At 39.5% G+C, this 25346-nt stretch carries 20 protein-coding genes; 7 read left to right on the plus strand and 13 right to left on the minus strand.

Going from position 1 to position 25346, the window contains the following annotated elements; all coding sequences use genetic code 11:
* Nucleotides 1-12: 12 nt before the first annotated feature.
* Genes CFY84_RS06005 through cysM form a run of 4 tightly spaced genes read right to left on the minus strand, consistent with a single transcriptional unit; the run spans nucleotide 13 to nucleotide 5510 of the window.
* Nucleotides 13-2307, minus strand: a complete 2295-nt coding sequence (locus CFY84_RS06005) for a RelA/SpoT family protein (protein ID WP_088823248.1) — start codon at nucleotides 2305-2307, stop codon at nucleotides 13-15.
* A gap of 20 nt (nucleotides 2308-2327) precedes the next feature.
* The gene (gene rlmD / locus CFY84_RS06010; protein WP_088823249.1) at nucleotides 2328-3737 is read right to left on the minus strand and encodes a 23S rRNA (uracil(1939)-C(5))-methyltransferase RlmD; all 1410 of its coding nucleotides are present in this window, start codon (nucleotides 3735-3737) and stop codon (nucleotides 2328-2330) included.
* Between the two features lie 9 nt (nucleotides 3738-3746).
* The gene (locus tag CFY84_RS06015) at nucleotides 3747-4565 is read right to left on the minus strand and encodes a 3'-5' exonuclease (protein WP_088823250.1); all 819 of its coding nucleotides are present in this window, start codon (nucleotides 4563-4565) and stop codon (nucleotides 3747-3749) included.
* Between the two features lie 12 nt (nucleotides 4566-4577).
* Nucleotides 4578-5510, minus strand: a complete 933-nt coding sequence (gene cysM, locus CFY84_RS06020; protein WP_088823251.1) for a cysteine synthase CysM — start codon at nucleotides 5508-5510, stop codon at nucleotides 4578-4580.
* 148 nt (nucleotides 5511-5658) lie between these two features.
* Between cysM and CFY84_RS06025 the strand changes: the two genes are divergently transcribed.
* Entirely contained in the window at nucleotides 5659-8475 is a 2817-nt protein-coding gene (locus CFY84_RS06025) for an ATP-binding protein (RefSeq protein ID WP_088823252.1), read from the plus strand.
* A 140-nt stretch (nucleotides 8476-8615) separates the two neighbouring features.
* Nucleotides 8616-9023: a ribosome silencing factor gene (gene rsfS, locus CFY84_RS06030; protein ID WP_088823253.1), complete on the plus strand. Its 408-nt coding sequence runs from the start codon at nucleotides 8616-8618 to the stop codon at nucleotides 9021-9023.
* Between the two features lie 104 nt (nucleotides 9024-9127).
* Here rsfS and CFY84_RS06035 read toward each other — a convergent pair whose 3' ends face one another.
* The 3 genes from CFY84_RS06035 to CFY84_RS06045 are packed head-to-tail and all read right to left on the minus strand — an operon-like array spanning nucleotide 9128 to nucleotide 12047.
* On the minus strand, nucleotides 9128-10579 hold the full coding sequence (locus CFY84_RS06035; RefSeq protein WP_088823254.1) for an NAD(P)(+) transhydrogenase (Re/Si-specific) subunit beta: 1452 nt from the start codon (nucleotides 10577-10579) through the stop codon (nucleotides 9128-9130).
* A gap of 3 nt (nucleotides 10580-10582) precedes the next feature.
* Entirely contained in the window at nucleotides 10583-10909 is a 327-nt protein-coding gene (locus CFY84_RS06040) for a proton-translocating transhydrogenase family protein (protein ID WP_088823255.1), read from the minus strand.
* 10 nt (nucleotides 10910-10919) lie between these two features.
* Nucleotides 10920-12047: an NAD(P) transhydrogenase subunit alpha gene (locus CFY84_RS06045; protein ID WP_088823256.1), complete on the minus strand. Its 1128-nt coding sequence runs from the start codon at nucleotides 12045-12047 to the stop codon at nucleotides 10920-10922.
* Between the two features lie 718 nt (nucleotides 12048-12765).
* Between CFY84_RS06045 and CFY84_RS06050 the strand changes: the two genes are divergently transcribed.
* The 4 genes from CFY84_RS06050 (at nucleotide 12766) to CFY84_RS06065 (ending at nucleotide 15986) form a co-directional block, all read left to right on the plus strand.
* Nucleotides 12766-13968, plus strand: coding sequence for an MFS transporter (locus CFY84_RS06050; RefSeq protein ID WP_088823257.1), 1203 nt, complete (start codon nucleotides 12766-12768; stop codon nucleotides 13966-13968).
* Nucleotides 13969-14009: 41 nt separating this feature from the next.
* Nucleotides 14010-14567 carry a GNAT family N-acetyltransferase gene (locus CFY84_RS06055; RefSeq protein WP_088823258.1) on the plus strand — a complete coding sequence of 186 codons (558 nt, stop codon included), beginning with the start codon at nucleotides 14010-14012 and terminating at the stop codon, nucleotides 14565-14567.
* 569 nt (nucleotides 14568-15136) lie between these two features.
* Complete coding sequence (locus CFY84_RS06060; protein WP_088823259.1) at nucleotides 15137-15631, plus strand: BLUF domain-containing protein; 495 nt, start codon at nucleotides 15137-15139, stop codon at nucleotides 15629-15631.
* Between the two features lie 103 nt (nucleotides 15632-15734).
* On the plus strand, nucleotides 15735-15986 hold the full coding sequence (locus CFY84_RS06065) for a hypothetical protein (RefSeq protein ID WP_088823260.1): 252 nt from the start codon (nucleotides 15735-15737) through the stop codon (nucleotides 15984-15986).
* 121 nt (nucleotides 15987-16107) lie between these two features.
* Here the strand turns inward: CFY84_RS06065 and CFY84_RS06070 are convergent, their stop codons facing one another.
* The 6 genes from CFY84_RS06070 to CFY84_RS06095 form a co-directional block, all read right to left on the minus strand.
* A complete protein-coding gene (locus tag CFY84_RS06070; protein WP_088823261.1) occupies nucleotides 16108-17058 on the minus strand; it encodes an amino acid ABC transporter permease in 951 nt (316 codons plus the stop codon).
* Nucleotides 17055-17603: a GNAT family N-acetyltransferase gene (locus CFY84_RS06075; RefSeq protein WP_088823262.1), complete on the minus strand. Its 549-nt coding sequence runs from the start codon at nucleotides 17601-17603 to the stop codon at nucleotides 17055-17057. The genes CFY84_RS06070 and CFY84_RS06075 overlap by 4 nt, the downstream gene beginning before the upstream one ends.
* Before the next feature lie 126 nt (nucleotides 17604-17729).
* Complete coding sequence (locus CFY84_RS06080) at nucleotides 17730-18743, minus strand: ABC transporter substrate-binding protein (RefSeq protein ID WP_088823263.1); 1014 nt, start codon at nucleotides 18741-18743, stop codon at nucleotides 17730-17732.
* Nucleotides 18733-20082, minus strand: a complete 1350-nt coding sequence (locus CFY84_RS06085; RefSeq protein WP_088823264.1) for an LLM class flavin-dependent oxidoreductase — start codon at nucleotides 20080-20082, stop codon at nucleotides 18733-18735. The genes CFY84_RS06080 and CFY84_RS06085 overlap by 11 nt, the downstream gene beginning before the upstream one ends.
* Before the next feature lie 16 nt (nucleotides 20083-20098).
* Complete coding sequence (locus CFY84_RS06090; protein ID WP_088823265.1) at nucleotides 20099-21247, minus strand: amidohydrolase; 1149 nt, start codon at nucleotides 21245-21247, stop codon at nucleotides 20099-20101.
* 14 nt (nucleotides 21248-21261) lie between these two features.
* Complete coding sequence (locus CFY84_RS06095) at nucleotides 21262-22263, minus strand: MsnO8 family LLM class oxidoreductase (protein ID WP_088823266.1); 1002 nt, start codon at nucleotides 22261-22263, stop codon at nucleotides 21262-21264.
* A gap of 451 nt (nucleotides 22264-22714) precedes the next feature.
* Between CFY84_RS06095 and CFY84_RS06100 the strand changes: the two genes are divergently transcribed.
* Nucleotides 22715-25336, plus strand: coding sequence for a TonB-dependent receptor plug domain-containing protein (locus CFY84_RS06100; RefSeq protein WP_143218767.1), 2622 nt, complete (start codon nucleotides 22715-22717; stop codon nucleotides 25334-25336).
* The last annotated feature ends 10 nt before the right edge of the window (nucleotides 25337-25346 follow it).

The raw sequence follows: 25346 nt of genomic DNA on the forward strand, positions 1-25346 counted from the left end.
TACCCATCTAAATTAGTTGCCTTGTACATGGCGTCTAGCACTAATAATGCCCGGCTGCTGTTCTAACCGCGCCAATAAACGGGACAATTGTAACAGACCTTTGACTTCAATCATCAGCTTCATATTGGCAATACCATCACTTTCAGAAATTGTATTCACCTGACGGATGTTAATATGATCTGAAAAAATGACTTGTGTGAGATCTTTTAATAAACCACGGCGATCATATGCCTCAACCACAATTTGTACGCTTTGACCGCGCGTTGGTTGCAATTCCCAATCGGCATCTACAGCACGTTCAGGCTCTTGTGTGATCATACGCAAGTAATCTTGGCAACCTTCTTTGTGGATACTCACACCACGATTAATGGTGATATAGCCCCCAATAAGCTCGCCATGCACAGGTTGGCAACATTGGGCAATATTTAGCTCAACATTGTCTAAACCATCAATTAAAATGCCATGTGCCGATAAAGTATGGCTGGCCCTTGGGTTTAATGTTGGCTTTAAAATCAGCTCAGGCTCATCTTGGTCAATCTTCATATGACGATTAACTTGATTCATGAGTGCCTGTAGACCAATATCCCCTGTCACCAAGCCCACCAAGACATCATCGCCTGATTTGACATTAAAGTGCTGACAATAGTCATTTAAATCAATACTTTTAGGATGAATGGCTAAGCGTTGCAACTCTTTGGTCAGTAATTCATGACCCACTTCCAAATTTTTACTGCGGTCTTGTTGTCTAAACCAATGACGTAACTTGTTTCTTGCGCGTGCAGTTTTAATATAACCAAGTGAACTGACAAGCCAATCACGATTCGGCTCACGGTCTTTCTTGGTCAGAATTTCGACTTGCTCACCTGTCTTTAACGTATATGTCAGCGGTACATAACGCTGATTTACCCGTGCGGCATAGCAATGATTCCCCACTTGAGTATGCACATGGTATGCAAAATCTAAAACCGTTGAACCATGTGGTAATTCTTTGATATCACCGTCACGACTGAACACATATATCTTTTCAAAATCATCAAAGTCTTGAATATTTTCATAATCTTCATCGTCTTTGATATAAGCATTCGACTCATTACGCTCTTGATAGTTTTCAAGCACCAAACGCAATGAATGCAAACGATGATTAAAATAAAAGTCTGTCGCTTTTTCGCCTTCTTTATAATTGAAGTGCGAACATACCCCAAGCTCTGCCTCTTTGTGCATTTCATGGGTACGAATCTGAATTTCTAATGAACGATTTTCAGCAATTACCGCAGAATGTAATGAGCGATAACCATTGGCTTTGGGGTTGGTAATATAATCATCAAACTGATGTGGAATATGACGCCACATTTGATGTGCAATACCAAGCACGTGATAACATTCAGGTACGGTATTTACTAATACACGTAACGCACGAATATCATATAACTGATCAAAGCTGAGATTTTTACTCTTCATTTTACGGTAAATCGAGTAAATATGTTTTACCCGACCGGAAATATCAGCATCAATGTTGATTCGCTTAAGTTCAACTTTTAAACGTTCAACCACAGCATCAATATAATGCTCACGCTCTAAACGCTTTTCGTTGAGTAATTTGGCAATTTCTTTATAACGATCAGGCGCTAAATAACGAAAAGCTAAATCTTCAAGTTCCCATTTAAGCTGTGCAATCCCTAAACGGTGTGCAAGTGGTGAATAGATGGTTAAAATTTCTCGTGCCACGCGCTCTTGGCGTTCTTTTGGTGAATTGGCAAGCTCTCGCAACTCATAGGTTCGTTCAGCCAATTTAATTAAAACCACACGCACATCTTCAGTCACTGAAATTAGCATTTTATAAATGCCTGTTAAGTGTTCACGCTGGTTATTATTAAAATGGTCTTCTAATCGTTTATTTTGCTCAATCAGCTCAGAGAGTTTACCCATGGCCAAGGTGCCTTCAACAAGGTCAAGCACTTCTTTGCCATAATAGGCTTGCACTTCCTCTAAAGACGTCAGTTCTTCTCTGACACTACGATATAGCATAGCAGCTGTAAGCGTGGCTTCATCTGCATGAAGATGCGCTAATATATCGGCAATACCAATGCCCGTTACAAATGTATTGTTGCGGCTCACCACAGTGGCTTCTAGCTCTTTTTGCAAGGTCAGTTTTGACACCTGCTCAAGCTGAGTCAATGGGCTCTTGGTTTGCTCACGCACGCGATCTAGCCAATCTGCTAAATCTCGCTGCTGTAAGGCATGTCCTGCAGCAGTTTCTTCTGAAGACTGTGTCAGTCGCTCAGGTAACTGCTCACGTACTGTGACCATGCCTATCTCCTATCATCATGTCATTCACTTGTATTGTAATGCTGCTCTATTTTTTCAAATAGGGTAATCGATTCCACATGACTTGTATGAGTAAACATATCCATCACGCCGGCTTTTCGCAGTTGATAGCCATGCTGTACTAAAATGCCTGCATCTCGCGCAAGCGTTGCTGGATCACATGACACATAAACGATTCGTTTGGCAGCAAAATTAGAAATGTATTGCATGACTTGATCGGCACCCGAACGCGGTGGATCAATCAGCAATGCATCAAATCCTTGATTCGCCCAAGGCTGCATAGAAAAGTCTTGCGTCAAATCTTGCGCATAAAACGCAATATTCCTCATTTGGTTCAATTTGGCATTGGCCTGCCCACGTTGAACCATTTCTTCACTGCCTTCTACTGCAACAACGCTGCCTGTTTCGCCAACACAACGCGCTAAAGGCAAAGAAAAGTTACCTAGTCCACAAAATAGATCAAGCACACGCTCACCCACCTGAAGATTAAGCAATTTACACGCCAATTCTACCATTTGTTCATTTACACTGGCATTGACTTGCGTAAAATCTGTCGGCAAAAAGTTTAAATTAACAGCAAACGCATCAAGTGAATCCTGTAAACTTGTCAAAGCATACAGTTCGTCTACACGATAGACACTTTGTATACCATTTGGTTGTAAATACAGTTGCCAGTTCCTATCTTTCACAAAACTGATCAATTGGTCAATATCTGTTTGCAAAAGCCGAGCAGTATGACGAACTAATAAGGCAGTTTGATGACGTCCCATGCACAATTCAATATGCCCAATATCAGCACGCCCATGCAGTTGTTGAAGCACTTGATAGATCTTAGGCAAAGCCTGATTTAACTGCAGATCTAACACAGGACATTCATCAATTTGAATCAGATGATTACTTTGTCTTGCACGAAACCCCATCACCAATTTTTTACTTTTGGCAATATAACGCACACCAATTCGAGCACGACGTCGATAATCTGTTTTAAGTGAGCGAATGGCAGGCAACCAATCCTCATCAGCTAAGCTTAAATTTGAAAAATGCTGAAAGTGTGACTTCAAAACCTGCTGTTTCATGGCAATTTGATCATCAGGATGCATATGTTGCAAACTACAGCCACCACACTGTTGAAAATGTTTACAGATCGGTGTTACACGAGAAACAGATGCTGTTTCCACCACATTGAGCATATCTGCTTCTTCAAAGCGTTTGCTCTGCCGCTGAATCTGTGCAGTCACTGTCTCACCAGGCAAAGCATATTGGATAAATACTTTTTTACCTTGTTTTTCAATGGGGTGGTCAGGCTGATCTTTGCTGTAATGAGCTATTCCTCGGCCTTCATGAGATAAGCCTTCAATCTGAAAGGTATAACTCAAATTGACGTCAGCGCGAGTTTTGGCATGTGGTTTCAAACGTTACCCTTATTCATCTTTAAAAATTTGTGCAGTAAATGCCGTATGTTGTGCATTTTTCTTCCAATCAGCCAAAAAATTGATATGTTGTGGATGCTGATGAAGCAGATCAACCGTCGATTGAATTTGAATGTCATGCTGATCAGGCACTAAATGCCCTTTTAAACGCATCCATCTTAAATAAATCAGCCATGTATTGATCACTGTACGTTCACAACCAACACTTAATTCTTGCCAATCTGAAGAACTTAAGTCTTCAGCCATCGTATTTTGACGTTGATATGCTGGTTGCCCCGGAAACCCTAAAAACCGAGCAATATCATCAAGTTTTTGGAAGTTTCGCCCATTAAACATTGCCATTACATCCATTAAATCAATATGTTGCTGATGATATCGATTTTGATAGTTATTAAAACGGCGCTGATAGTCTAATTCACCTTGATCAAATAAGTTCGGGGCAGTTAAACCGTGGTACATGGTGCGATACAAAATCACAGGTAAGTCAAATTGCAATCCATTCCAACTCACAAGCACAGGGTGTCTTTTGTTGAAGATGGACAAAAACTTCTCTAATAGCTCAAGCTCTGTATTGTCTTGTTGGCTGAATGAAAATAAGCGCATACCTTTTTCATCAATCCATAATCCTGATATACAAATGATTTGATGCAGTGGTAAACGTTGAAAATCACTTCCTGTATCTTGTCGACGCAGTTTGGTTAATGCTTGATATTGATTGGCCTCATCAAGCTGAGTTAAACCATGCAATGCAGCGCCAGATTTCAAATCAAGCGCAGTTTCTAGGTCAAAAACCAAAACAGGTAATTTCATTGAAATATAACCTTATGCATCATCTTCGATTGAATATAAACCTGTTGATAAATAACGATCTCCTCGATCGCAAATAATACATACAATCACTGCATCAGGTTGTTCTTGTGCAATTTTCAATGAAGCCCAAATCGCACCACCTGAAGATACACCTGAAAAAATCCCTTCTTGCTTGGCAAGCTTACGCATCATTTTTTCAGCTTCAAGTTGTGGAATATCAATCACACGGTCAACACGGCTTTTGTCATAAATCGTCGGTAAATATGCTTCAGGCCAACGGCGAATCCCTGCAATACTTGCACCTTCTTCAGGCTGCAAGCCAACAATTTGGACATCAGGATTTTGTTCTTTTAAATATTTAGACACCCCCATAATGGTGCCTGTGGTTCCCATAGAGCTGACAAAATGTGTAACTTTGCCTTGTGTTTGCTGCCAAATCTCAGGACCTGTGGTCAAGTAATGTGCTTCTACATTGTCAGGGTTCCCAAATTGATTCAGCACGATCCCTTGTTGTTCAGTTTGCATTTTTAACGCTAAATCACGGGCGCCTTCCATGCCATCTTGCTGACTTACTTCAATAAGCTCAGCGCCATAAGCCAACATAGCGTCTTTGCGCTCTTGACTCATATTATTAGGCATGATCAATTTCATTTTATAACCACGCATTGCTGCAACCATGGCAAGGGCAATGCCTGTGTTACCACTTGTGGCTTCAATTAATGTATCCCCTGGTCGAATATCACCACGTTTTTCTGCTTGCATAATCATATTATATGCGGGACGATCTTTGACTGAGCCTGCAGGATTGTTCCCTTCTAATTTGGCTAAAATAGTTGCTTGTGTTGTTGTACTTAATCGCTGCAACCGAACCAATGGGGTATTTCCAACATAGTGGTCTAAAAGAAACGCTTGTGATTCAAATAAAGTGGAATGATCAAAACTCATAATATGTACCCTGCTTTAGGTGGCCCTATTGTATGAAAAAAAAGAATCCCCTGCACTCATTAAACAAGTTTTTATACAAAGAACCAAAGCAACCCGCTTTGAAAAAGCATGTTAAAATATAAAGCTTAAACATTTCATTGTATCCGTCATGGCAAAATCAAAAAAAACGGTCTTACAACGCTTACAACTTAACCATGCTTATGGGCAGTTGGTTGCTTTTATATTTATACCCATTTTGTTTTTAGCGGGTATTGGGACTTTTTTGGTTATCCAAGAGACACAAACCTCAGCCAAAGAACAACAACGTTATGCTGCCATTGCCATTTTAGCACGCTATCAACATACGGCACATGTATTACTGCAGTCCATAAAAAAAGACCCCAGTTTAAAGCCTAAAGCTGAACATATTTTACAGCGCATGCTCAGTGAACAGTTTTTACAACGGGTCAGTATTGTTGATGCCGCAGGACAAACCCAACTGACCTTAGGTCAGCGTAACTATTTGGCTTGGCCTAAAATATCCAGCCATGAACGCTTTATCGGTCCCATTCCTTATCACCGTAATACCATTTACGGGGCAAGTATAAATATTAATAAACAAGGCGATCGTGCATGGCTGTTAATTGAACTTGACAATGAACCTTTAGAGATTGCGCGTTACCGCATCTTAACGGTTCTTATCATGACAGGATTTATCACTTTACTGTTATTATTCATGTGTTTAAGTTTTTATTCACGGCGTTGGATTGCACCACTTTATGAAATGCGCATGCAGCTGCAACAAATTAATGCAGACAATTTAGATGAGCCTGTAAGTATTCGAAGCAGTGGTGAATTAAAACTATTACAGCAAGATATTGAAAGCACGCTCAAGCGGTTACATTTTAGTTTTTTAGAGCTCAGAGACTATACCGAGCAAACTGAAGATGATTTACGACGTACTTTAGATACACTTGAAGTGCAAAACATTACTTATCGCCAAGCACGCGACCAAGCCATTTCTGCCAATCAATCCAAATCAGTGTTTTTGGCCAACATTAGCCATGAGCTTCGCACACCACTCAACAGTATTGATGGCTTTATTCATTTAATGTTACGTCAAAGTAATTTAACTAATGATCAAAACATCTATTTACAAACCATTCGTAAATCATCTGCCCATTTATTGGCATTAATTAACGATGTTCTCGACTTCTCTAAAATTGATGCAGGCAAACTTGAATTAGAAATGGCTCCATTTAACATTGAAGAAGCCATGTTTGATGTCATGGATATGCTGTCACCACTTGCAGCACAAAAAAATATTCAAATGGCTTTTTATTACGCGCCTGATTTACCATCTCAAGGCATTGGTGACCCATTACGATTTAAACAGATCCTAACCAATTTAATTTCAAATGCGATTAAGTTTACCCCTGAGGGAGAAATTATTGTTCGTGCACGGATACAAGAGCAAAACCGTCAACAGTTTGCCATGTATATTTCGGTACAAGACAGTGGCATTGGTATTCATGAAAATGACCGCAACAAACTATTTGACTCTTTTTCTCAAGTTGATACCTCAATCACACGTCAATTTGGTGGAACAGGCTTAGGGCTTGCCATTTCCAAACAATTGGTGCAAATGATGCACGGCGAAATTGGTTTTGAAAATAACCAAGAATTGACCCCCACAGAAAAAGGCTCGACCTTTTGGTTTACTGCCCTCTTTGAGCGAGAACAAAATAGTCAGCTTGATCTCATGCGTTACCCATCTGTTCAAGTATTGTCATTTATTTCTCATGCAGCAGCAGCAACCTCATTGCGGTTATATCTTGAGTATTATCAGGTACAGCATAAAGAAAGTGCTTCGGTGTTAGATTTATTGGGCGAACTAAACCAAATTGTGCACTACAACGATTTATGGGTCATTGTTGATCACAGTGGAAATACTCAAGCATTATTACAAGAAATAAGACGACGTTATCATGGCAAATTGGCAGTCTATGGCTATCAAATGGCATTAGACCCAGAAATGCTGAGCCTCTACCATGCAACACCGCTCTATCAGCCATTGAGCCGTCAAGCGTTGTTACAATTATTGACGGATCAATTTAACAACAAGCATGAATTGGCCACACAACAATTTTTTGATGGTCAAGGCTTACATGTTTTGGCTGTTGATGACCATATGCCAAACCTTATTGTCCTTGAAGCACTATTGGGTGAACTCAATGTAAAAACCACCAAAGCATTAAGCGGTCAAGATGCTTTAAATTTAATTAAGCAGAATATTGACCAACAAGATCCTCCATATGACTTGGTTTTTATGGACATTCAAATGCCCGTTATGTCAGGGATTGATACCACACGTGCTATTCGCTCTTTAGAGTCAACGTTAACTGACCACAATGCTTTTCCTGTAATTGCGTTGACAGCACATGCACTCTCTGATGAAAAAGAGCGTTTATTGGCTGTCGGAATGAATGATTATGTGACTAAACCTATTCAAATTGAGCAGTTAATTCAAATTCTTACCACATGGACCAGCAACCGATTTACACAAACGCATACTAAAGCCCATGATGTACCACCATCTGCATATGAAACTGATTCAAATATTTTAAATTGGAGCGAAAGCGTCCGACTTGCAGCACACAAAGAAGAATTGGCACTCGATTTATTGCACATGTTGGTAGACAGTTTTGATAATGAAATCGAAGAAATGCGTTTATTGATTGAACTTGAAGACTTCCCTCAACTTGAACATGTTTTACACCGTTTATATGGTGCAACACGCTATGTCGGCACCCCAAAGTTACAACATGTCACGGGTGAATTTGAACAGTTTATATCGACATTGCGAAAAGAAAAACGTAAAGCAGATTCTGATTTTGTGCATGCCACGTTAAAACGCTTTAATGATCTAAAAACAGTGATTGAACAAACCCGTGTTGCCGCAAAGCATAAGCTTAATGCCTCATAATATGGCTGTACAGATTATAACCAATCGCATTTTTTTGAATCAAATGATTGCGTTATGGAATTATGCATTGCAATGTTTGAAATTTCGCCCAAAAAACGCTATATTATACATTGAGTAATTCTCTGGAATAATTGACTTATATGAACTTAGAACCATCGCCCAGCGCTTCTAATTCACAGGAACACGCGATGAATACACCAAACCAACAAGCAAAAGATTGTCTTAAAGTCGTACATGAAGCATTAGCTGATGTAAAAGCAAAAGACGTGATTGAGCTTGATGTTAGTGCAATTAGTGATGTTGCAGATGCAATTGTGATTGCAAGTGGCACATCGACCCGTCATTTAAAAGCATTGGCGCATAATGTTGCTGATGAAGCACGTAAAGCGGGTTACCGCCCAATTGGTATTGAAGGCGAACAAGATGCTGAATGGGTGCTCATTGATTTAGGCTATGTTGTAGTGCATGTGATGCTACCAACAGCGCGTAAATTTTATGATTTAGAAAGCTTATGGCGTTCTACACCAAACGATATTGCAAACGCATAAACAATACAGCAAAGAAAAAGCGACCATGGGGTCGCTTTTTTAGTTCAAATTAATCATTAAAAAAGGAGTGAATCATCACTCCTTTTTTGTACTTAATAATCAGATCAGTGGCCTGTACCATTCACTGATTTAGTCATGTCTTCAACCACTTTTTTGGCATCACCAAAAATCATCATGGTTTTTTCATTATAGAATAAGTCATTATCAAGGCCAGCATAACCTGTTGCCATCGAACGCTTAATCACCATAATGGTACGTGCTTTATACGCCTCTAAAATCGGCATACCATAAATTGGCGAACTTGGGTCGTCTTTTGCCGCAGGGTTAACAACGTCATTTGCACCAATCACAAGGACCACATCAGTTGCTGGAAAGTCTGAGTTAATCTCATCCATTTCCAAGATATCATCATAAGGAACATCTGCTTCAGCAAGTAGTACGTTCATATGACCTGGCATACGCCCTGCAACAGGGTGAATTGCAAAACGTACTGTCACGCCCTGCTCTTTTAAAATGGTCGCTAGTTCTTTAACTGCATTTTGTGCACGACCTTGCGCCATACCATAACCAGGCACAATCACAACACTGTCAGCATTTGACATTAAGAAGCCTGCATCATCTGCTGAACCTGAACGATGGTTACGCTCAACATGCTCGCCACTTTTAGCTGCAGCAGCACCTGCGCTCATTGAACCACCAAACAAAACATTTAAAATGCTTCTATTCATGGCTTTACACATAATATAAGACAAAATTGCGCCAGATGAACCGACCAATGAGCCCGCAACAATCAACATGTTGTTTTCAAGAGTAAAACCAATACCAGCCGCAGCCCAACCTGAGAATGAGTTTAATAGGGATACCACAACCGGCATATCACCACCACCAACAGGTGCAATCCAAACCCAACCAAATGCCAAGGCAAATGCAGTCATGAGCCAAAAAGCAGTCATGTTATTTGCAGCAAAGAAGTAAATACCACAGGCAATCATGGCTGCAAATAAAATTGCTTGTAATGGTTTAACCCAGCTTCCTGAAATGGTTTTTGCCCATTTTTTAGCAGCCAATTTACCATAAGCGAATAATGATGCAGTAAAGGTAATTGCACCCACAAAACAACCAACAAACAGTTCAAAGAAATGAACTTTGCTCATATGTGGCTCTTCAACACCTGCCGCTTGCAATGCATCTGCATGTTGACTGAAGATGTCAACCAAATGGTTGTTATGTAAAATAGCTGCAACAGCAATTAATACTGCTGATAAACCAACTAAAGAGTGCATTAATGCTACTGTTTCAGGCATTTGTGTCATTGGTACAGTACGTGCACGTCCAATACCTACTACCGCACCTAAAGCCATCGGCGCTAAAATCATCCACACAACAACATGGTCAACCACAAAAAATGTGGTGATTACAGCAATCGCCATTGCTACCATGCCATAGGTGTTACCACGAATCGCTGTTTTTGGGCTTGATAATCCACGCAGTGTTAAAATAAATAAAATTGCGCCAACAAGGTAGAACCAACCTGCATATTCTCGAATCAGTTCCATGGATTAAGCCCCCTCTTTTTTCTTGGCTTTTGGCTTAAACATTTCGAGCATACGTGCTGTCACTGCAAACCCACCAAAAATGTTAATACTAGCCAAAAATACAGCCACTGCACCTAAAATACTGACGGTATTAATGCTTTGGAATGCTACATTTGCCTCTACACCAAGCATAGGAAGCCCTGTGGTTTGAATCATTGCCCCTACAATCACAATAGAAGATAGCGCGTTTGTGACGGCCATTAATGGAGTGTGTAGTGCAGGTGTTACGCCCCATACCACGTAATAACCCACAAAAATTGCCAAGACAAAAATAGTAATGGTTTCGATCATGTCCCTCTCCTTAACTGCGCTTTAACAAAACGTGCCCATCATGGCTCACCAAGAGCGCTTTTTGGATTTCATCATCTAATGTAATTTTGAGCTGTTTATTCTCATCAAATAATGTCGTCACAAAATTTAATACATTTCGCGCATATAAAGCAGATGCTTCTTTGGCAACAGTCGATGGAATATTTGGCACACCAAGAATTTTAACGCCATTGTCAGTGATCACTGTTTCATTAACAGCTGAACCTTCAACATTACCGCCTGTTTCAACCGCCATATCTAAAATGACTGAACCTGCTTTCATTTTAGCAATGGTTGCAGCATGAATTAAACGCGGTGCATTGCGGCCAGGTAAAAGCGCTGTGGTAATGACAATATCAGCATTGCTCACTGCTTTATCAACAATCATGGTTTGGTCTTTGATGTATTGTTCACCAGGCGTCCAACCATAACCATTTTTCAAGGCATCTGCAGCACGCTGCTCTTCTTCAGGGGTCATAGGCACATCAAGCCATTTACCACCCAATGACTCCACTTGGTCTTTTGCAGTCGGCCTCAAATCAGTCGCTTCAACCACAGCCCCTAAACGTTTCGCTGTTGCAATTGCTTGTAAGCCTGCAACACCAACCCCCATAATGACGACTTTCGCAGGTTTTACTGTACCTGCAGCAGTCATTAACATTGGGAACAGCCCTTGATATTCATTGGCTGCAAGTAGTACAGACTTATAACCTGATAAGTTTGCTTGAGAGGATAAAACATCCATATTTTGCGCACGCGATAACGTACGTGGCAATAATTCTAAAGCAAATCCAGAAATGCCCTGTTGAGCAAACTGATCTAACTCAGGATTTCTATAAGGATCGAACATGGCAACAACCACGGTGCCTGACGCAATCGGTGTAATTTCTTCACCTGTCGGCGCCCTGACTTTCAAAATAATTTGACTGCCTTCATATGCATTGTCGACAAGGGTTGCTCCAGCTTGTTCATATGCTGAGTCAATATAGGCTGACTTCACACCAGCACCACGTTGTATAACAATGGTATGACCATTTGTAATCAATTTTTTTACGGTTTCAGGCGTTGCCGCTACACGATTTTCACCTGCTACTAATTCGGTTGGTATTCCAATCTGCATGAGTCTTCACCAAGCTAATATAATTTTTTCGAACATCATGGTGTTGCAATAAATTGTTGCTACGCTCTGACATTTGACCCTGATTCTATGTAATCTACACAAAAATACCACCCATTATTTATTTAATAAATGGAGAATATTTCTAAGTTGACATTTTGAATGTCGCATTTCATCGGTAGAATAAGAGGTTTGTCAAAATACTTGATTTGATCTTGCAGTCGCAATTAGCCTTTTGTCTTAACGCAAAATTGCTTTCGATATGAATCACTTATGAAATGGTATGAAAATTTTAAGTGTTTTTACAAAACTTAAATAAAATAACACATAAATATCAAACATTTAATTTGAGTAAAATAAAGCACAAAAGAACAAAACGATCAGATAACACAAACATACCAACCAATCAGGCACACTAGAGTAATTAAAATAAATCGATGATTTTTACATCACATCAAAGTAAAAATAAAATTTATGCATTAAAAAAATCATTTTTTTAGACATTGCCACCAATTAAACATCAGTTTGTATTTTTTAAATTGATAATTATTTCAATATTTTATGTTTAGCATATGAGTAAATTTGATAGCTTTTAATTTTTAAAGCACAAAAGCATATCTCAAACATTAAATACTTGATTATACTTGACGTTTTGGCCTGTCTAACACCTCATGAGCAATGGTTCGAAAGCCACTATAATTAACAAAGGATACTATGTGTAATGCACTCTGCCCAAGATATCAGCCAAGATAAAACATTGCTTTGGTTAATGGCATTGTCTTGTGGTTTAACCGCAGGAGCCAACTACTTTTCTCAGCCTTTAATTTATTCAATTCAACAGGCTTTTCAAGGCACCACAGCGCAAGCACAGCTGACCGTGACATTTGCCCAGCTCTCTTATGCTTTAGGATTACTGTTTTTGGTCCCTTTAGGCGATATTGTCAACCGGACTAAATTTATTCCTTTACTCATGGCACTCGCAGGTGTGGGCTTATTAATTTGTGCGACTGCTGTCAATTTGCCGATGCTTTGGATTGGTACAGCCATTGCAGGATTATTTTCAGTGGCAGCACAAGTTTTAATTCCTTTTGCAGCCATGACCGTCAAACCTGAAAAAATGGGCGAAACCGTTGGTTTCTTAATGAGTGGATTATTGGTTGGAATTTATTTATCAACAAGTTTAGCCGGCATTCTGTCCAATTTGTTTCATTGGCAAGTCATTTATATTGTTAGCGCAATTCTAATTTTTGCCTGTGCTTATTTTTTGCGTCAAAAACTGCCTCATGCAGAACGTTTAAAAATGAAATATGCCGATGTCTTTATTTCAATGAAGCATTTGGTACTTGAAGAACCACGTTTAATTTTACGTGCATTGATGGGGGCTTTTGCATTTGCGTCATTAAGTATTTTGTTTTCAACCATTGCGGTTTACCTATCCTCTCCGCCATTTGAACTCGAAGATACGTTTATTGGTATGGTGAGCTTGGTTGGTATTTTGGGTGCATTGTCGTCTAAATATGTCGGACAATGGGCAGACCGTGGTTATAACATTCAACTGTCTTTTCTCGGTGGGGTCTTCCTGCTGCTGAGTTGGGTTGCCATGTATTTTTCAAGTCATGGTCTGATTTTTTATATTATTGGTTTTGCTGTGGTGAACTTAGGCTTGGCTTTTGTCCATTCATGCAATCAAAATATTATTTATCGGATTCGACCTGATGCCAAATCACGAATTAATGCTATTTATATGACCTTTTATTTCGGTGGTGCCGCATTCGGCTCTGCTATTGGTATTTTTTCATGGAATTATGGCGGTTGGTCATTTACCTGTCTGATTGGTGTGATTTTAAGTTTAATCGCAACAGGACTATGTTTTGTCGATTATGCACGCTTTGCACGACATCAAACTGTAAACAACCAGCAGTAAATTAGTACGATTGCGCATATGAATCTTAGGATTATCCTAGCATGGATTTTGATAATATAAAATTTGAAACAAAGAGACTGTCTATATCGACAATTCAAAAACAAGACTATGATGATATCTATCGAGATATCACCCCAAGTCTTACTCGATATCTGAGTTGGAATCCATCTGAAACCTTTGAAGATTTTGTACAAATTGCCGAAGATTGGCAACAAAATATGCGAACACAAAAAGAACGTTTGGTACTGACCATTCGTGATAAAACAGATCAAAGATTTTTAGGGTTAACAGGTATACACGAATGTTTAACGGTGTTGCCTGCTTTAGGCATTTGGATTAGTGAAAGTGAGCATCACCAAGGTTTAGGCCGTGAAGCTGTACATGGGCTTATTGCATGGGCATCTCAGCATCATATTGAACTGAATATTTCAGGCTTTCTTTACCCTGTTGCCTTAGAGAATCCGCCAAGCCGAAAAATTGCAGAAGCAGCCAATGGTACGTTGATTAGTTATCAACAAGAAAAAAAGTTTATGACTTTAACATATTATATACCGCTAAAACGCGATCCAATTGATTCGACCACATCGTATTTCATTTAACAGATAGTCCATGTCATGAATGGTCAGTGAGCACCTAAACGCCATTCATGATGTGACGAATTTAAAAAGCTTAGCGCGGTATTTGCCATTCATAGTTTTAACGTGAATACAGCGATCTTGATTCTAAAAATTACCGTTTATTATTATATAACCACTTTAAAATTTAAGTAGAGTTGCTTTATTGCCTGTATAAGTTGACACAGCTCAAGGATGCTCCGCTGTAAAAGATATTTCAGCTGATTGTTATTTTCTAAAAACATATTCTAACTAAAAATATGTTATCCATGCCATAAGGTCAAATTTATTTTAAATAGACTGTCAAACTAATCATTAAATATAAACTTTTGGTAGTAGATGCAGCGATTACCTTGAACGTGTCCTTAGTTTGTCAAAAATATGCTGTTTGCCCCACGATTTAAAGAATTTTTTTTATCAAAACACTTATAGAACTTACAAGAAACCATAACAACATAATAGAACGTTCGTACATACTAAGTCAGATAATAACAATGAGAACTTGTTTTTCCTTGCAATTTGAAAAAACATAAAAAAAGTTAAAGGACGGCGTAATGTTAATTCAGCTATGCTATACCAGCACCAAGCGAGAATCCAAAGATCTAATGGCTGATCTAAGTAGCATCTTAACCGAGGCAATTCGGTCAAACCAAAGCCAAAATATCTGTGGGGTTTTATATTATGCCCGTAACTCGTTTTTTCAATGTTTAGAAGGTGAAAAAGAAACGGTCGAGAATACATTTGCACATATTAAAAATGATCCAAGACACACAGATATTGAAGTAGTCAGTTTAAAAGAAATTCATGAAATTAGTTTTAAACATTGGTCAATGAAATATGTACAAAAAAACAAGATGGTCGATCAATTTTTCAAGTCTAAAAATTTAAAATTTTTCCAACCTAAACTACTGAATGAAAAAGAAATTGCTGAATTTATAACCTGTTTAATTCAAGCAGAGATGGCATCGATTGATCAAAAAAAAAGCAAAAAAGTGCCTCTCAAGCGTAAAATAATTCATACATCTACATCAGAAAACCATCTATCATAAATTTTTAATTTGTATAATAATATCCACGCATCATTTTATAGCCACAATTACGCTATAGAATATGTACCAAAAGCTATTTTATTGTTTGGGATTGGAGGGATTAATGCAAAAAGCACTAATTACTTTAAAAGCAAAAGACAATAGCCATACTTTATATTTTGAAAAGGTAGAAGAGTTTTTATCTGACAAAGATAAACAGCCTGCTTATTCTTTATGGGTTAATCGAGACAGTTCAGAAATTGTAGATCCTGACTTATATTTTTTGTTTAACAGCGCACGTCATAAAGACAGCATCACTGTAAACTACATTGAATATAATGTCACTGAAGTTAGCCAGCTGATTAAGCGCTATTAATTTAATCCATGATTGGTTAATTGGTTGGTATGCCGTTGATTCATGTTTGAAACGAAGCATACCAACATCTTGATTTTTATTTTGACTGATATCTATGGGGCTGTATTTTTTTATCTCTCATCTACAACTTTAACTTAGTATGGACGAGCGACTTGTCTTTATATGCTGTACGAGCATGCTGTGGCATGGCCACTTGAACGGGCTTACGAAACCATGAACGTGTTTCATGTATCACAGCTCGGCGCTCTCCTTTGGCTAGAGATTTTTCAATATACCATTGAATCAGCGAAAAGATGCTTGTCACAATAACATACCATACGGCAGCCACCATCAATAATGGAATGACTTCTTGGTTGCGGTTATAAATCATTTGCACAGTGTAGAACAGCTCAGGCATTGCCAATACATAAACAATTGACGTTCCTTTAGATAAACCCACACATTCATTCATAATGGCAGGAATAATACTGCGAATGGACTGCGGTAAAATAATGCGGCGAGTACGGTGCCACCAAGAGAGCCCCAAAGCATCTGCTGCTTCAAACTGTCCTTGATTGACAGATAAAATGCCACCACGAATAACTTCTGCAGTATAAGCACTTTGTACCACCACTAAACCCAATAAAGCAGTTGTGAACTGATCGAGTGCATTAATGGTTTTAAATTGAGCAAAGACCACATGACTAAACGGAATACCAATTGAGATATGCTCATACAGGTATGAAAAGTTATATAAAACAATCAATACCAACAATAAAGGCAATGAGCGAAATAGCCAAATATAAGTCCATGCCAAACCACGTATAAACCATGAAGATGACATGCGCATCATTGCCACCACTGTACCAAACACTAAGCTGCCAATAATTGACCAAAATGTTAGCTTTAATGTGATCAGCAAACCATGCAAAATGGCAGGGTCAAAAAACCATTGCCGAAACACAGCCCATCCCCAGTTTGGATTAGAAAAAATAGATTCTAAAACCACCACCACAATGCTAAGACATATGGCAACGCCCACATAGCGTAAAGGATACCGAGCAGTGACGATTTTATAGGGCGTTTGGCTCATGCGACTGCCTCTTGTTGTAAGGTTTTTATAAAGGGAAGACCACCATTAAAGGGTGCAGCAATATAATGGTCAAAGTTAAAATCGGCTGTAATTTCAAATTGTGGCTGATACCCTAAACTTAAATATAATTTAACAGCAGGAATTTGCCGAAATCCTGTGGTCAGATACACTTTTTTATAGCCTGCTTGATACGCACGCCGTTCTAGCTCCCGAACCACACGTCCTGCAAGACCTTGTTTACGCAATTGATGATGGGACCAAATTCGTTTGAGCTCTGCAGTTTCATGGTCATAACGTTTATAAGCCCCCATGGCAATAATTTGCCCATGACGCTTTAATACAATAAATAGACCATGTGGAGGTAAGTATTTATTCGGGTCGTCATAACGCTCACTTTCATTATGAGAATTTCTTTGATATGCAGCAGCCTGCCCTTGTTTCTCAAAGAAATCCCCATAAATATCGTTATATTCAGCAAACAAACCATCTAAAAATGGCTGTACTTCATCTTCAGCAACCGACATTGCAATAAATTGATCACTCATACCCATCTCATTGATTTTTCAGTCAGTCTTTTCAAATTTAATCCCCCACCATCAACATAACATGTAAATTTCAATGCTTTGTTGTAGTGGGAAATTCAGCTTCAACATGGTGGCGGTTTTACTTATTTAATCACCTAATCCTGGCGGATTAATTTGCGATTGCTCTAGTGCTTCTGCTTGCGTGCCCCAACGATTTAATACTTGTTGATATTCACCGGTTTTAATAAAACCATTGATTGCCACTTGAACAGCATCAACCAAACCTGTGCCTTTTTTCAGGGTTACCCCTAAATCTGCAGGTCGTGTACCGCCACCAAGTGCTGTGCCTACCGAACGGATTTTTGCACCATTCACTGCTTGCCATGCATAAGCCACATTCGGTCCAAAAATTGCGTCTACACGACCTGATTGCAATGCCAAGCTTGCAGATGCACTGTCTCCGTAATACAACGCTTCTGCTGGTTTCAAGCCTTTTTTCTTATTGTCTTGAATCCAATCTAATAAAACCTTTTCTTGATTGGTTCCTGAACCAACCACAATTTTAAGTCCTGCAATATCATCAGGTCCTTTAATCTGCTGAATACTGCTTTTGTCTGCCACATAAAAAGCCAAAACATCACGGCGATATGTTGCAAAATCAAATTTTTCTTTACGCTCTTTGGTCACAGTAATATTTGAAATGGCCGCATCATACTTTCCACTGCTCACTCCTAGTGGCCAGTCTTCCCATGAAGTACGAACCAGTTTCAACTTCAAACCTAAACTGTCTGCAATTAAACGTGCAAAGTCGACCTCTGTACCAATGTCTGTTTTGTTATCAGGTGCAAGTACACTCAGTGGCGGCAAACCTGTAATCGCAGCCACAGTAAAGTAACCCTCATTCACAAACTTATAATCATGAGGAATTTTTGCAATTGCAGCTGGATTTTTTGCGGTATTGATCGGTACTGTATTGGCTGTGAGTTTGGCAATTTCTTGTTCATGTAACGCACTTTTCTCAACCGTTGGACTGGCTGTAGATGCCACTTGCGATGCAGTACCGGATGATTTAGAGGCATCAGGTTGACCACAGCCTGCTAAACCTAGCCCCAATGACACTGCCAAAAGGCTCAATACAAAATAGCGTGGTTTAACTTGCATGAAGGTTGTCCTGTTGCTGTGTTTCTATAGGTTGTTCAAATTGGTTGTGCGGATGATTGAGCCCTAAACTTGAGCGTAACGTGGTACCTGGATATTCAGTACGATACAGTCCGCGCTGTTGCAAAATAGGAATGACCTGTTCAATAAATACGGTCAATGTATTGGGTGTTGCACCTGAAATAATAAAACCATCTGTGGCTTGTGCATTGAACCAAAGTTCCAATTGATCAGCCACAGATGTTGCTGTACCAGAAAATAACGGTCTTGGCGTGGCTGACTCTAATGCCACTTGGCGTAAGGTCAGTCCTTTCTCTTGGGCATGCTTTTTAATTTCATCTGTGGTGCTTTTAAAACTGTTCTCTCCTAAAGTGCCTAAATCTGGGAATGCATCATCAAGTGGATATTGTGTAAAGTCATGATGCTCAAAAAAACGACCTAAATAATTTAATGCATCATCAATAGTGACCAATGCCGCTGTATCTTGATATTGCTGTTCTACATCTTCATCAGAACTCCCCACCAACACACTAATGCCTTGAAAGATTAATAAGTCATCGACATGACGACCATATTGAATGGCCTGATTTTTGACAGACTGATAAAAGGCTTGTGCTTCTTCGATGGTAGATTGATGCGTAAAAATCGCATCAGCATGTTTTGCAGCCAAATTACGTCCAGCACCTGATGCACCTGCTTGAAAAACAATCGGACGTTCTTGTGGTGTACGACCTACATTTAATGGCCCTGCCACTGCAAAATGTTTGCCTTGATGGTTTAAAGTATGTAGTTTTTTCGGGTCAAAAAATTGTCCAGTCTCTTTATTTCGAATAAATGCACCTGTGCCCCAAGAATCCCACAATCCTTTAGCAACCTGTAAATATTCATCTGCAATTTCATAACGTTCACTGTGTGCAGGATGCACTTTGCGGCTGTGATTTTTGGCTGTGCCTTCAAGGGGAGTAGTCACCACATTCCAACCTGCACGACCACCGCTAATATGGTCTAAACTTGCAAATTGGCGTGTCACTGTAAAGGGTTCACTATAAGAAGTAGATACCGTACCCACCAAACCAATATGCTGAGTGACTGATGCCAAAGCAGATAGCAACGTAATTGGTTCAAAGCGATTTAAAAAATGTGGAATTGATTTTTCATTAATATATAAACCATCAGCAACAAACACAAAGTCAAACTTTGCTTGCTCTGCTTGTTGTGCAATATCTTTGGCAAATTCAAAATTAATGCTTGCATCGACCACTGCATCAGGGTGACGCCATGCCGACATATTGCCATTGGCACCATGTAAAATCGTACCCAATCGAATGTGTTTTTGACTCATGTTTAGATATCCTATCTTATGGCTGTTGTTGTTTTAAATGATCAAGCACTTGCTGTGCCAACCGAACAAAATACTGTGCTGCAGGCAAAATTAAAGCTTCATCAGGTTGATATTTTGGATGATGTAAACCATAAGCACTGTTACTGCCAATGCTGACAAATACCCCAGGCACCTGTTCTAAATACGCTGCAAAATCCTCACCGATTAAATACAAAGGCAATGCTTCAATCTGATAACCAGCTTCTTTTGCCACCTTTTCACTAAACTCAGCCCATTTAGGGGTATTAATTAATGCTGCTGGGCCATGGTCAATTTCTAAGTTCGCAGTCACCCCATGGGTTAGTGCAACACCTTGCACAATTTGCGACAAATGTTCGCCTACTTGGGCACGTACAGCTTTAGAATGTGTACGAATTGTGCCTTCTAAATGGACACTTTCAGGCAGTACATTCCATGTGGTGCCGCCATGAATTTGCGTAATACTCACCACACAAGTATCTAAATTATCAACCACTCGGCTAGTAATGGTTTGTACTGCTTGCACCAACTGTGCGCTCGCAACAATAGGGTCTTTGGTTTCATGCGGACGGCCTGCATGACCGCCCTTGCCTTGAATTTTGATATTAAAACGATCCACATTGGCATAAAACGCCCCTGCCCGTGTACCAAATGTGCCAACAGGCAATTCAGGAATATTATGAAAACCAAAAATTGCAGCAACACCGTCTAATACACCTGCATCTAGAACCTCATATGCACCTGTATAATTTTCTTCTGCAGGCTGAAAAATAATACGCACTGTGCCATGAAGTTCTGCTTCGTGTTGCTTCAATAAAATTGCAGCACCCAAAATAGTTGAAGAGTGAATATCGTGCCCACAGGCATGCATAACACCTTGGTGCTTTGAGGTGAAGTCTTGTTCTACTTCTTCAAAAATTGGCAATGCATCAATGTCTGCTCGTAAAGCAATTATTGGATGACCTGAACCAATTTCAGCCACTAAGCCTGTTTTTAACCCCCATGATGCAGATGCAATACCGTATTCACTTAACCATGCTTTTAATTTTTTCGTGGTTTCAAACTCATGATTCGACAGTTCAGGAGACGCATGTAATTGACGACGCCAATCGATCAACTGCGCTTCAAAGCGTTGTAAATTTTGCATGTTCTACTCCGAGTTTATCCAGCCAATGCCAATCGGTTGGCAATGGCAATTAAAGACTGTAAGCGTTTTTCATGATTCGACAGTGGAAACTCGACAACAAATTCATCAATGCCATATTGAGTATGTAAATTATGCAGTTGGGCTTGAATATCGGCTGCTGTCCCAGCCAAAATATTCAGTTGTTCTTGTTTTAACCCAACAATTTTTGCTTTGGCTTGTCGTGCAAATTCAATCGCACTGTCTTCGCTAGGTACTTTGACTCGTTGTCCGTTGTCCAGTTCAAGTGTCCACACGGTCAATTGACTCACCGCTTGCTGAGCTTCTGCACGTGTATCACCAATCACCACTTGTACCGCCACCAATGCTTTTCGACCTTGCGATGCATTAAAATAAAGCTCAAGTGCACTTTTTAAACGTTCAGGATCGCCATTTAAATGTGCAGCAAAAACAAAATTCCAATCTAGTTTTGCGGCCAACTCAGCACTTTCATCACTTGCACCCAATAAAAAACGCTCTGCTGCAACTTTCGGTACAGGGGTGGCAATGATTTCGCCCACCTTTGGGATATTCTGTGGTTGTAAATATTGGGTTAAACGTGTGAGTTGCTCGCTAAATGTACCTTTCTTTTTTAGGTCAGTACCCAGTTGTAATGCCTGTGTCGATACTGGAAAGCCACCTGGTGCTTTACCAATGCCTAAATCCACACGACCAGTCGCTAAACTGGCTAAGATATTAAAGTTTTCAGCCACTTTATACGCACTATAATGCTGTAGCATCACACCGCCTGAACCAATTCGAATACGTTTAGTTTGCCCAAGTAACCATGCAATTATAATTTCTGGTGATGGGCTTGCCAGTTGTGGCGTGGCATGATGTTCAGCAATCCAATAACGATGAAAACCCAATTGTTCAGCCACCTGAACCAGTTGTAATGTATGTTGAAAAGTTGCTTCTGCCGTGGCTTGCTCAGATTGTGGGCATTTATCGAGTATGCTTAATTTATACGGTTGGCCCATTATTGTCTGATCTACTGTGTCGTAAATAATTAAAATGATTAAACAATGACTAATCATTAAAATTAAAATATTAAATATGGTTAAGGTTATATAAAAAAAAGAAAAACATGCAGTGCCATGACCTCAACCTAAATCGTTATAAATATATTAAAAATAAAAATAATTATTATATTTTTAGATAAATGCTTTTCTTTAAAAAAATATATTTAAATAACTTTTTAATATTTAATAATAAAAAAAATATATATACATTAAAAACACAGAACAAATACGTTGAGTAAATACTTCATTCAAACAATGAATTATGAATTGACAATATATTGGCAAAGGAATTTAAAAATGCAAACTCATTATGGATTAAATCAAAATACTTATTATTTGACGCCATTTAAAATAAATAGCAGTTAGTTTATTTATTTATCCTAATTTAAATATTTATATATCAATTTTCTTGAATACTTCAAATCATTCAGGCGGCTTGTCTATACCCATTTTTTACCCGTATCAGATTTTGCTGAATGCACCTAGAGAACAAAATACCATGCTGCAAACCAAGTTCGCGCCTCTCGCAACCCATTTATTTGACTTAACCCGATCATCACATTTTTATCGATCAATGGTTGTGGCCTTAACTTTAGGTGTCACAGGATCTGCTTTTGCGGATGACAATGCCAATCAAAAAACAGAACAAGATGATGCCCAAGCCACAGAAAAAGTCGTGGTGGTCGGCAGCCGAAGTGGTATCCGTACAGTCACCAAAAGCCCTGCACCTGTAGATGTCATTAGTGGTGATCAACTCCAAAAACAAGGAAATACCTTGGCGCTTCGAGACATTTTAGCCAAAATCATCCCATCATTTAGTGTAGCAACCGTTCCGAGTCAACCTGATGGTTATGGCTCAGTGGCACGCTCAGCAGGACTAAGAGGCTTTGGCGGTGGTCACACTTTGGTGTTGGTCAATGGTAAGCGACGACATGTAGGTGCATTGGCAGTCAACAAATATGGTTTTGTAGAAGGATACCAAGCGGCAGATTTAGATTTAATTCCCATCAATGCCATTGCACGGATTGAAGTGCTGCGTGATGGCGCAGCAGCGCAATATGGTTCAGATGCCATTGCAGGTGTCATTAATATTGTTTTAAAGTCTGCTGATCATGGTGGCAGCATTACCACCACCTATGGCGGTCGCGAGCATTACTCAGGTACCGACCGAAATGGTGAAACATTTCAGCTCAGTGGCAATGTAGGTACAAAATTAGGAAGTGATGGCTTTGTTAACTTTGGCTATGACATTAAAAACCAAGATGCTACCACCCGTGCAGGACAAGTATCCGGTGATATTTACTCAAAAGTAAATGGTCAAAGCGACCCACGTGAAGCCACATTTGATCGCAATGTAAATAAACTTGGCTTACCTTCTGTTGAACAGTTAAATCTATCTTTAAATGCTGAACTGCCTTTAGGCGATGCAGCCAAACTTTATACATTTACCACAGCAGGTTGGCGTGATGCCATTACAGGCGCATCATATCGTCGTCCAAATTCACGCTCTGCGGTCACGGAAATTTATCCAAATGGCACCACCCCTGTTATTGCGCTTGATGAACGAGATTATCAAAGTGTTTGGGGCGTTAAAGGTGATAACTTCTTGGGTTGGGCATGGGATGCAAGCACCTCCTATGGCAAAGATACACAAAAGCATTCCACCAGCAGCAACTTAAATCCATCACTTGGCACAGCAAGTCCCACATCCTTTGGCTTACAGAAATATGAAACCTACCAATGGTCAAACAACTTAGATTTCCGCCGTGCTTTTGACATTGGATTTGGCTATAAACCATTAAATGTGGCATGGGGCTTAGATTATCGTAAAGAAGGTTGGTCATCCAAAGCCACTGACCCATTGGCGTATAAAAACGGTGGGTATATTTACACCACAGGAGATAATGCAGGTTCAACGGCCACTGTAGGGACCTTTGGTGCACTTGTGTTGTTGCCTGAAGATGAGGCTAAAATTAAACGCAGTAATACAGCCGCCTATCTCGATTTATCTTTAGATGTTACGCCAAAATGGCTCGTAGGCATTGCAGGCCGCTTTGAGCATTATGATGACAGCTCGGGTAATACGCTTAATGGTAAAATTAACAGCCGTTATGAAATTACACCTGAACTTGCTGTACGCGGGACCATTGGCACAGGCTTTATTGCACCATCACTATACCAACAAGGCTTTGCAAGCACAGGTATTGTCAGCACTATTTTAGATGGCGTACGCTCGGATGTGTATTCTAAAATGGTTCGAACTGATTCTGCGTTAGGGCAAGCTTTAGGTGCTAAAGCATTAGATCCAACCAAGTCCACCAACTACTCATTGGGTTTAACCTATACGCCACTTAAAAATTTAAATATTGCAGTTGATGCATATCGTATTGAATTAAAAGACCGTATTAGTGCAACTGCAGGACTCACAGGGACAGGCATTAATTCTATTTTAGCGGCCAATGGTTTCTCAAACGTCAACTATGTGACGTATTATGCCAACCTGTTTGATACAGTCACCAATGGTGTTGATGTCATTGCAGATTACACCCAACAATTAGAACAATTTGGTAAATTACGTTGGAGTTTGGGCTTTAATTTTAACGAAACACGCATTACAGGCATTGCTGACAATCCTAGCCAATTGCAAGGCATTAACATTGATCGTATTACCCGCCGAACCAAAGGCATGATCACAGATGCAGACCCAAAAACCAAATTTACAATTGCCACCAATTGGTTGTATAAAAAAATTGATATTAATGCCCGCCTATCCCGTTATGGCAGCTATATTTCGCCAAGTGAAACTGTAGAAACAGATCAAAAATTTGGTGCAAAATGGATTGTTGACTTAGATGCAACCTACCATGCTACTGAAAATCTATCTTTCACCTTGGGGGCAGACAACCTATTTAATACTTATCCTGACAAATCAAACGTCATTGATTCATTGGGTGAAAACTACTATGCACAATTGTCACCTTTTGGCTTATACGGCGGTTATTATTATGGACGAATTAGCTATCGCTTTTAATTTAAATCGA

Origin of the sequence: Acinetobacter apis (genome assembly GCF_900197575.1) — a bacterium.
GTDB lineage: Bacteria > Pseudomonadota > Gammaproteobacteria > Pseudomonadales > Moraxellaceae > Acinetobacter > Acinetobacter apis.

Coding starts and splice junctions, on each gene's coding strand:
- CFY84_RS06005 (WP_088823248.1), bottom strand. CDS start 2,307: ATGGTCACAGTACGTGAGCAGTTACCTGAGCGACTGACACAGTCTTCA.
- CFY84_RS06015 (WP_088823250.1), bottom strand. CDS start 4,565: ATGAAATTACCTGTTTTGGTTTTTGACCTAGAAACTGCGCTTGATTTG.
- cysM (WP_088823251.1), bottom strand. CDS start 5,510: ATGAGTTTTGATCATTCCACTTTATTTGAATCACAAGCGTTTCTTTTA.
- CFY84_RS06025 (WP_088823252.1), top strand. CDS start 5,659: ATGGCAAAATCAAAAAAAACGGTCTTACAACGCTTACAACTTAACCAT.
- rsfS (WP_088823253.1), top strand. CDS start 8,616: ATGAACTTAGAACCATCGCCCAGCGCTTCTAATTCACAGGAACACGCG.
- CFY84_RS06035 (WP_088823254.1), bottom strand. CDS start 10,579: ATGGAACTGATTCGAGAATATGCAGGTTGGTTCTACCTTGTTGGCGCA.
- CFY84_RS06040 (WP_088823255.1), bottom strand. CDS start 10,909: ATGATCGAAACCATTACTATTTTTGTCTTGGCAATTTTTGTGGGTTAT.
- CFY84_RS06045 (WP_088823256.1), bottom strand. CDS start 12,047: ATGCAGATTGGAATACCAACCGAATTAGTAGCAGGTGAAAATCGTGTA.
- CFY84_RS06050 (WP_088823257.1), top strand. CDS start 12,766: ATGCACTCTGCCCAAGATATCAGCCAAGATAAAACATTGCTTTGGTTA.
- CFY84_RS06055 (WP_088823258.1), top strand. CDS start 14,010: ATGGATTTTGATAATATAAAATTTGAAACAAAGAGACTGTCTATATCG.
- CFY84_RS06060 (WP_088823259.1), top strand. CDS start 15,137: ATGTTAATTCAGCTATGCTATACCAGCACCAAGCGAGAATCCAAAGAT.
- CFY84_RS06065 (WP_088823260.1), top strand. CDS start 15,735: ATGCAAAAAGCACTAATTACTTTAAAAGCAAAAGACAATAGCCATACT.
- CFY84_RS06070 (WP_088823261.1), bottom strand. CDS start 17,058: ATGAGCCAAACGCCCTATAAAATCGTCACTGCTCGGTATCCTTTACGC.
- CFY84_RS06075 (WP_088823262.1), bottom strand. CDS start 17,603: ATGAGTGATCAATTTATTGCAATGTCGGTTGCTGAAGATGAAGTACAG.
- CFY84_RS06080 (WP_088823263.1), bottom strand. CDS start 18,743: ATGCAAGTTAAACCACGCTATTTTGTATTGAGCCTTTTGGCAGTGTCA.
- CFY84_RS06085 (WP_088823264.1), bottom strand. CDS start 20,082: ATGAGTCAAAAACACATTCGATTGGGTACGATTTTACATGGTGCCAAT.
- CFY84_RS06090 (WP_088823265.1), bottom strand. CDS start 21,247: ATGCAAAATTTACAACGCTTTGAAGCGCAGTTGATCGATTGGCGTCGT.
- CFY84_RS06095 (WP_088823266.1), bottom strand. CDS start 22,263: ATGGGCCAACCGTATAAATTAAGCATACTCGATAAATGCCCACAATCT.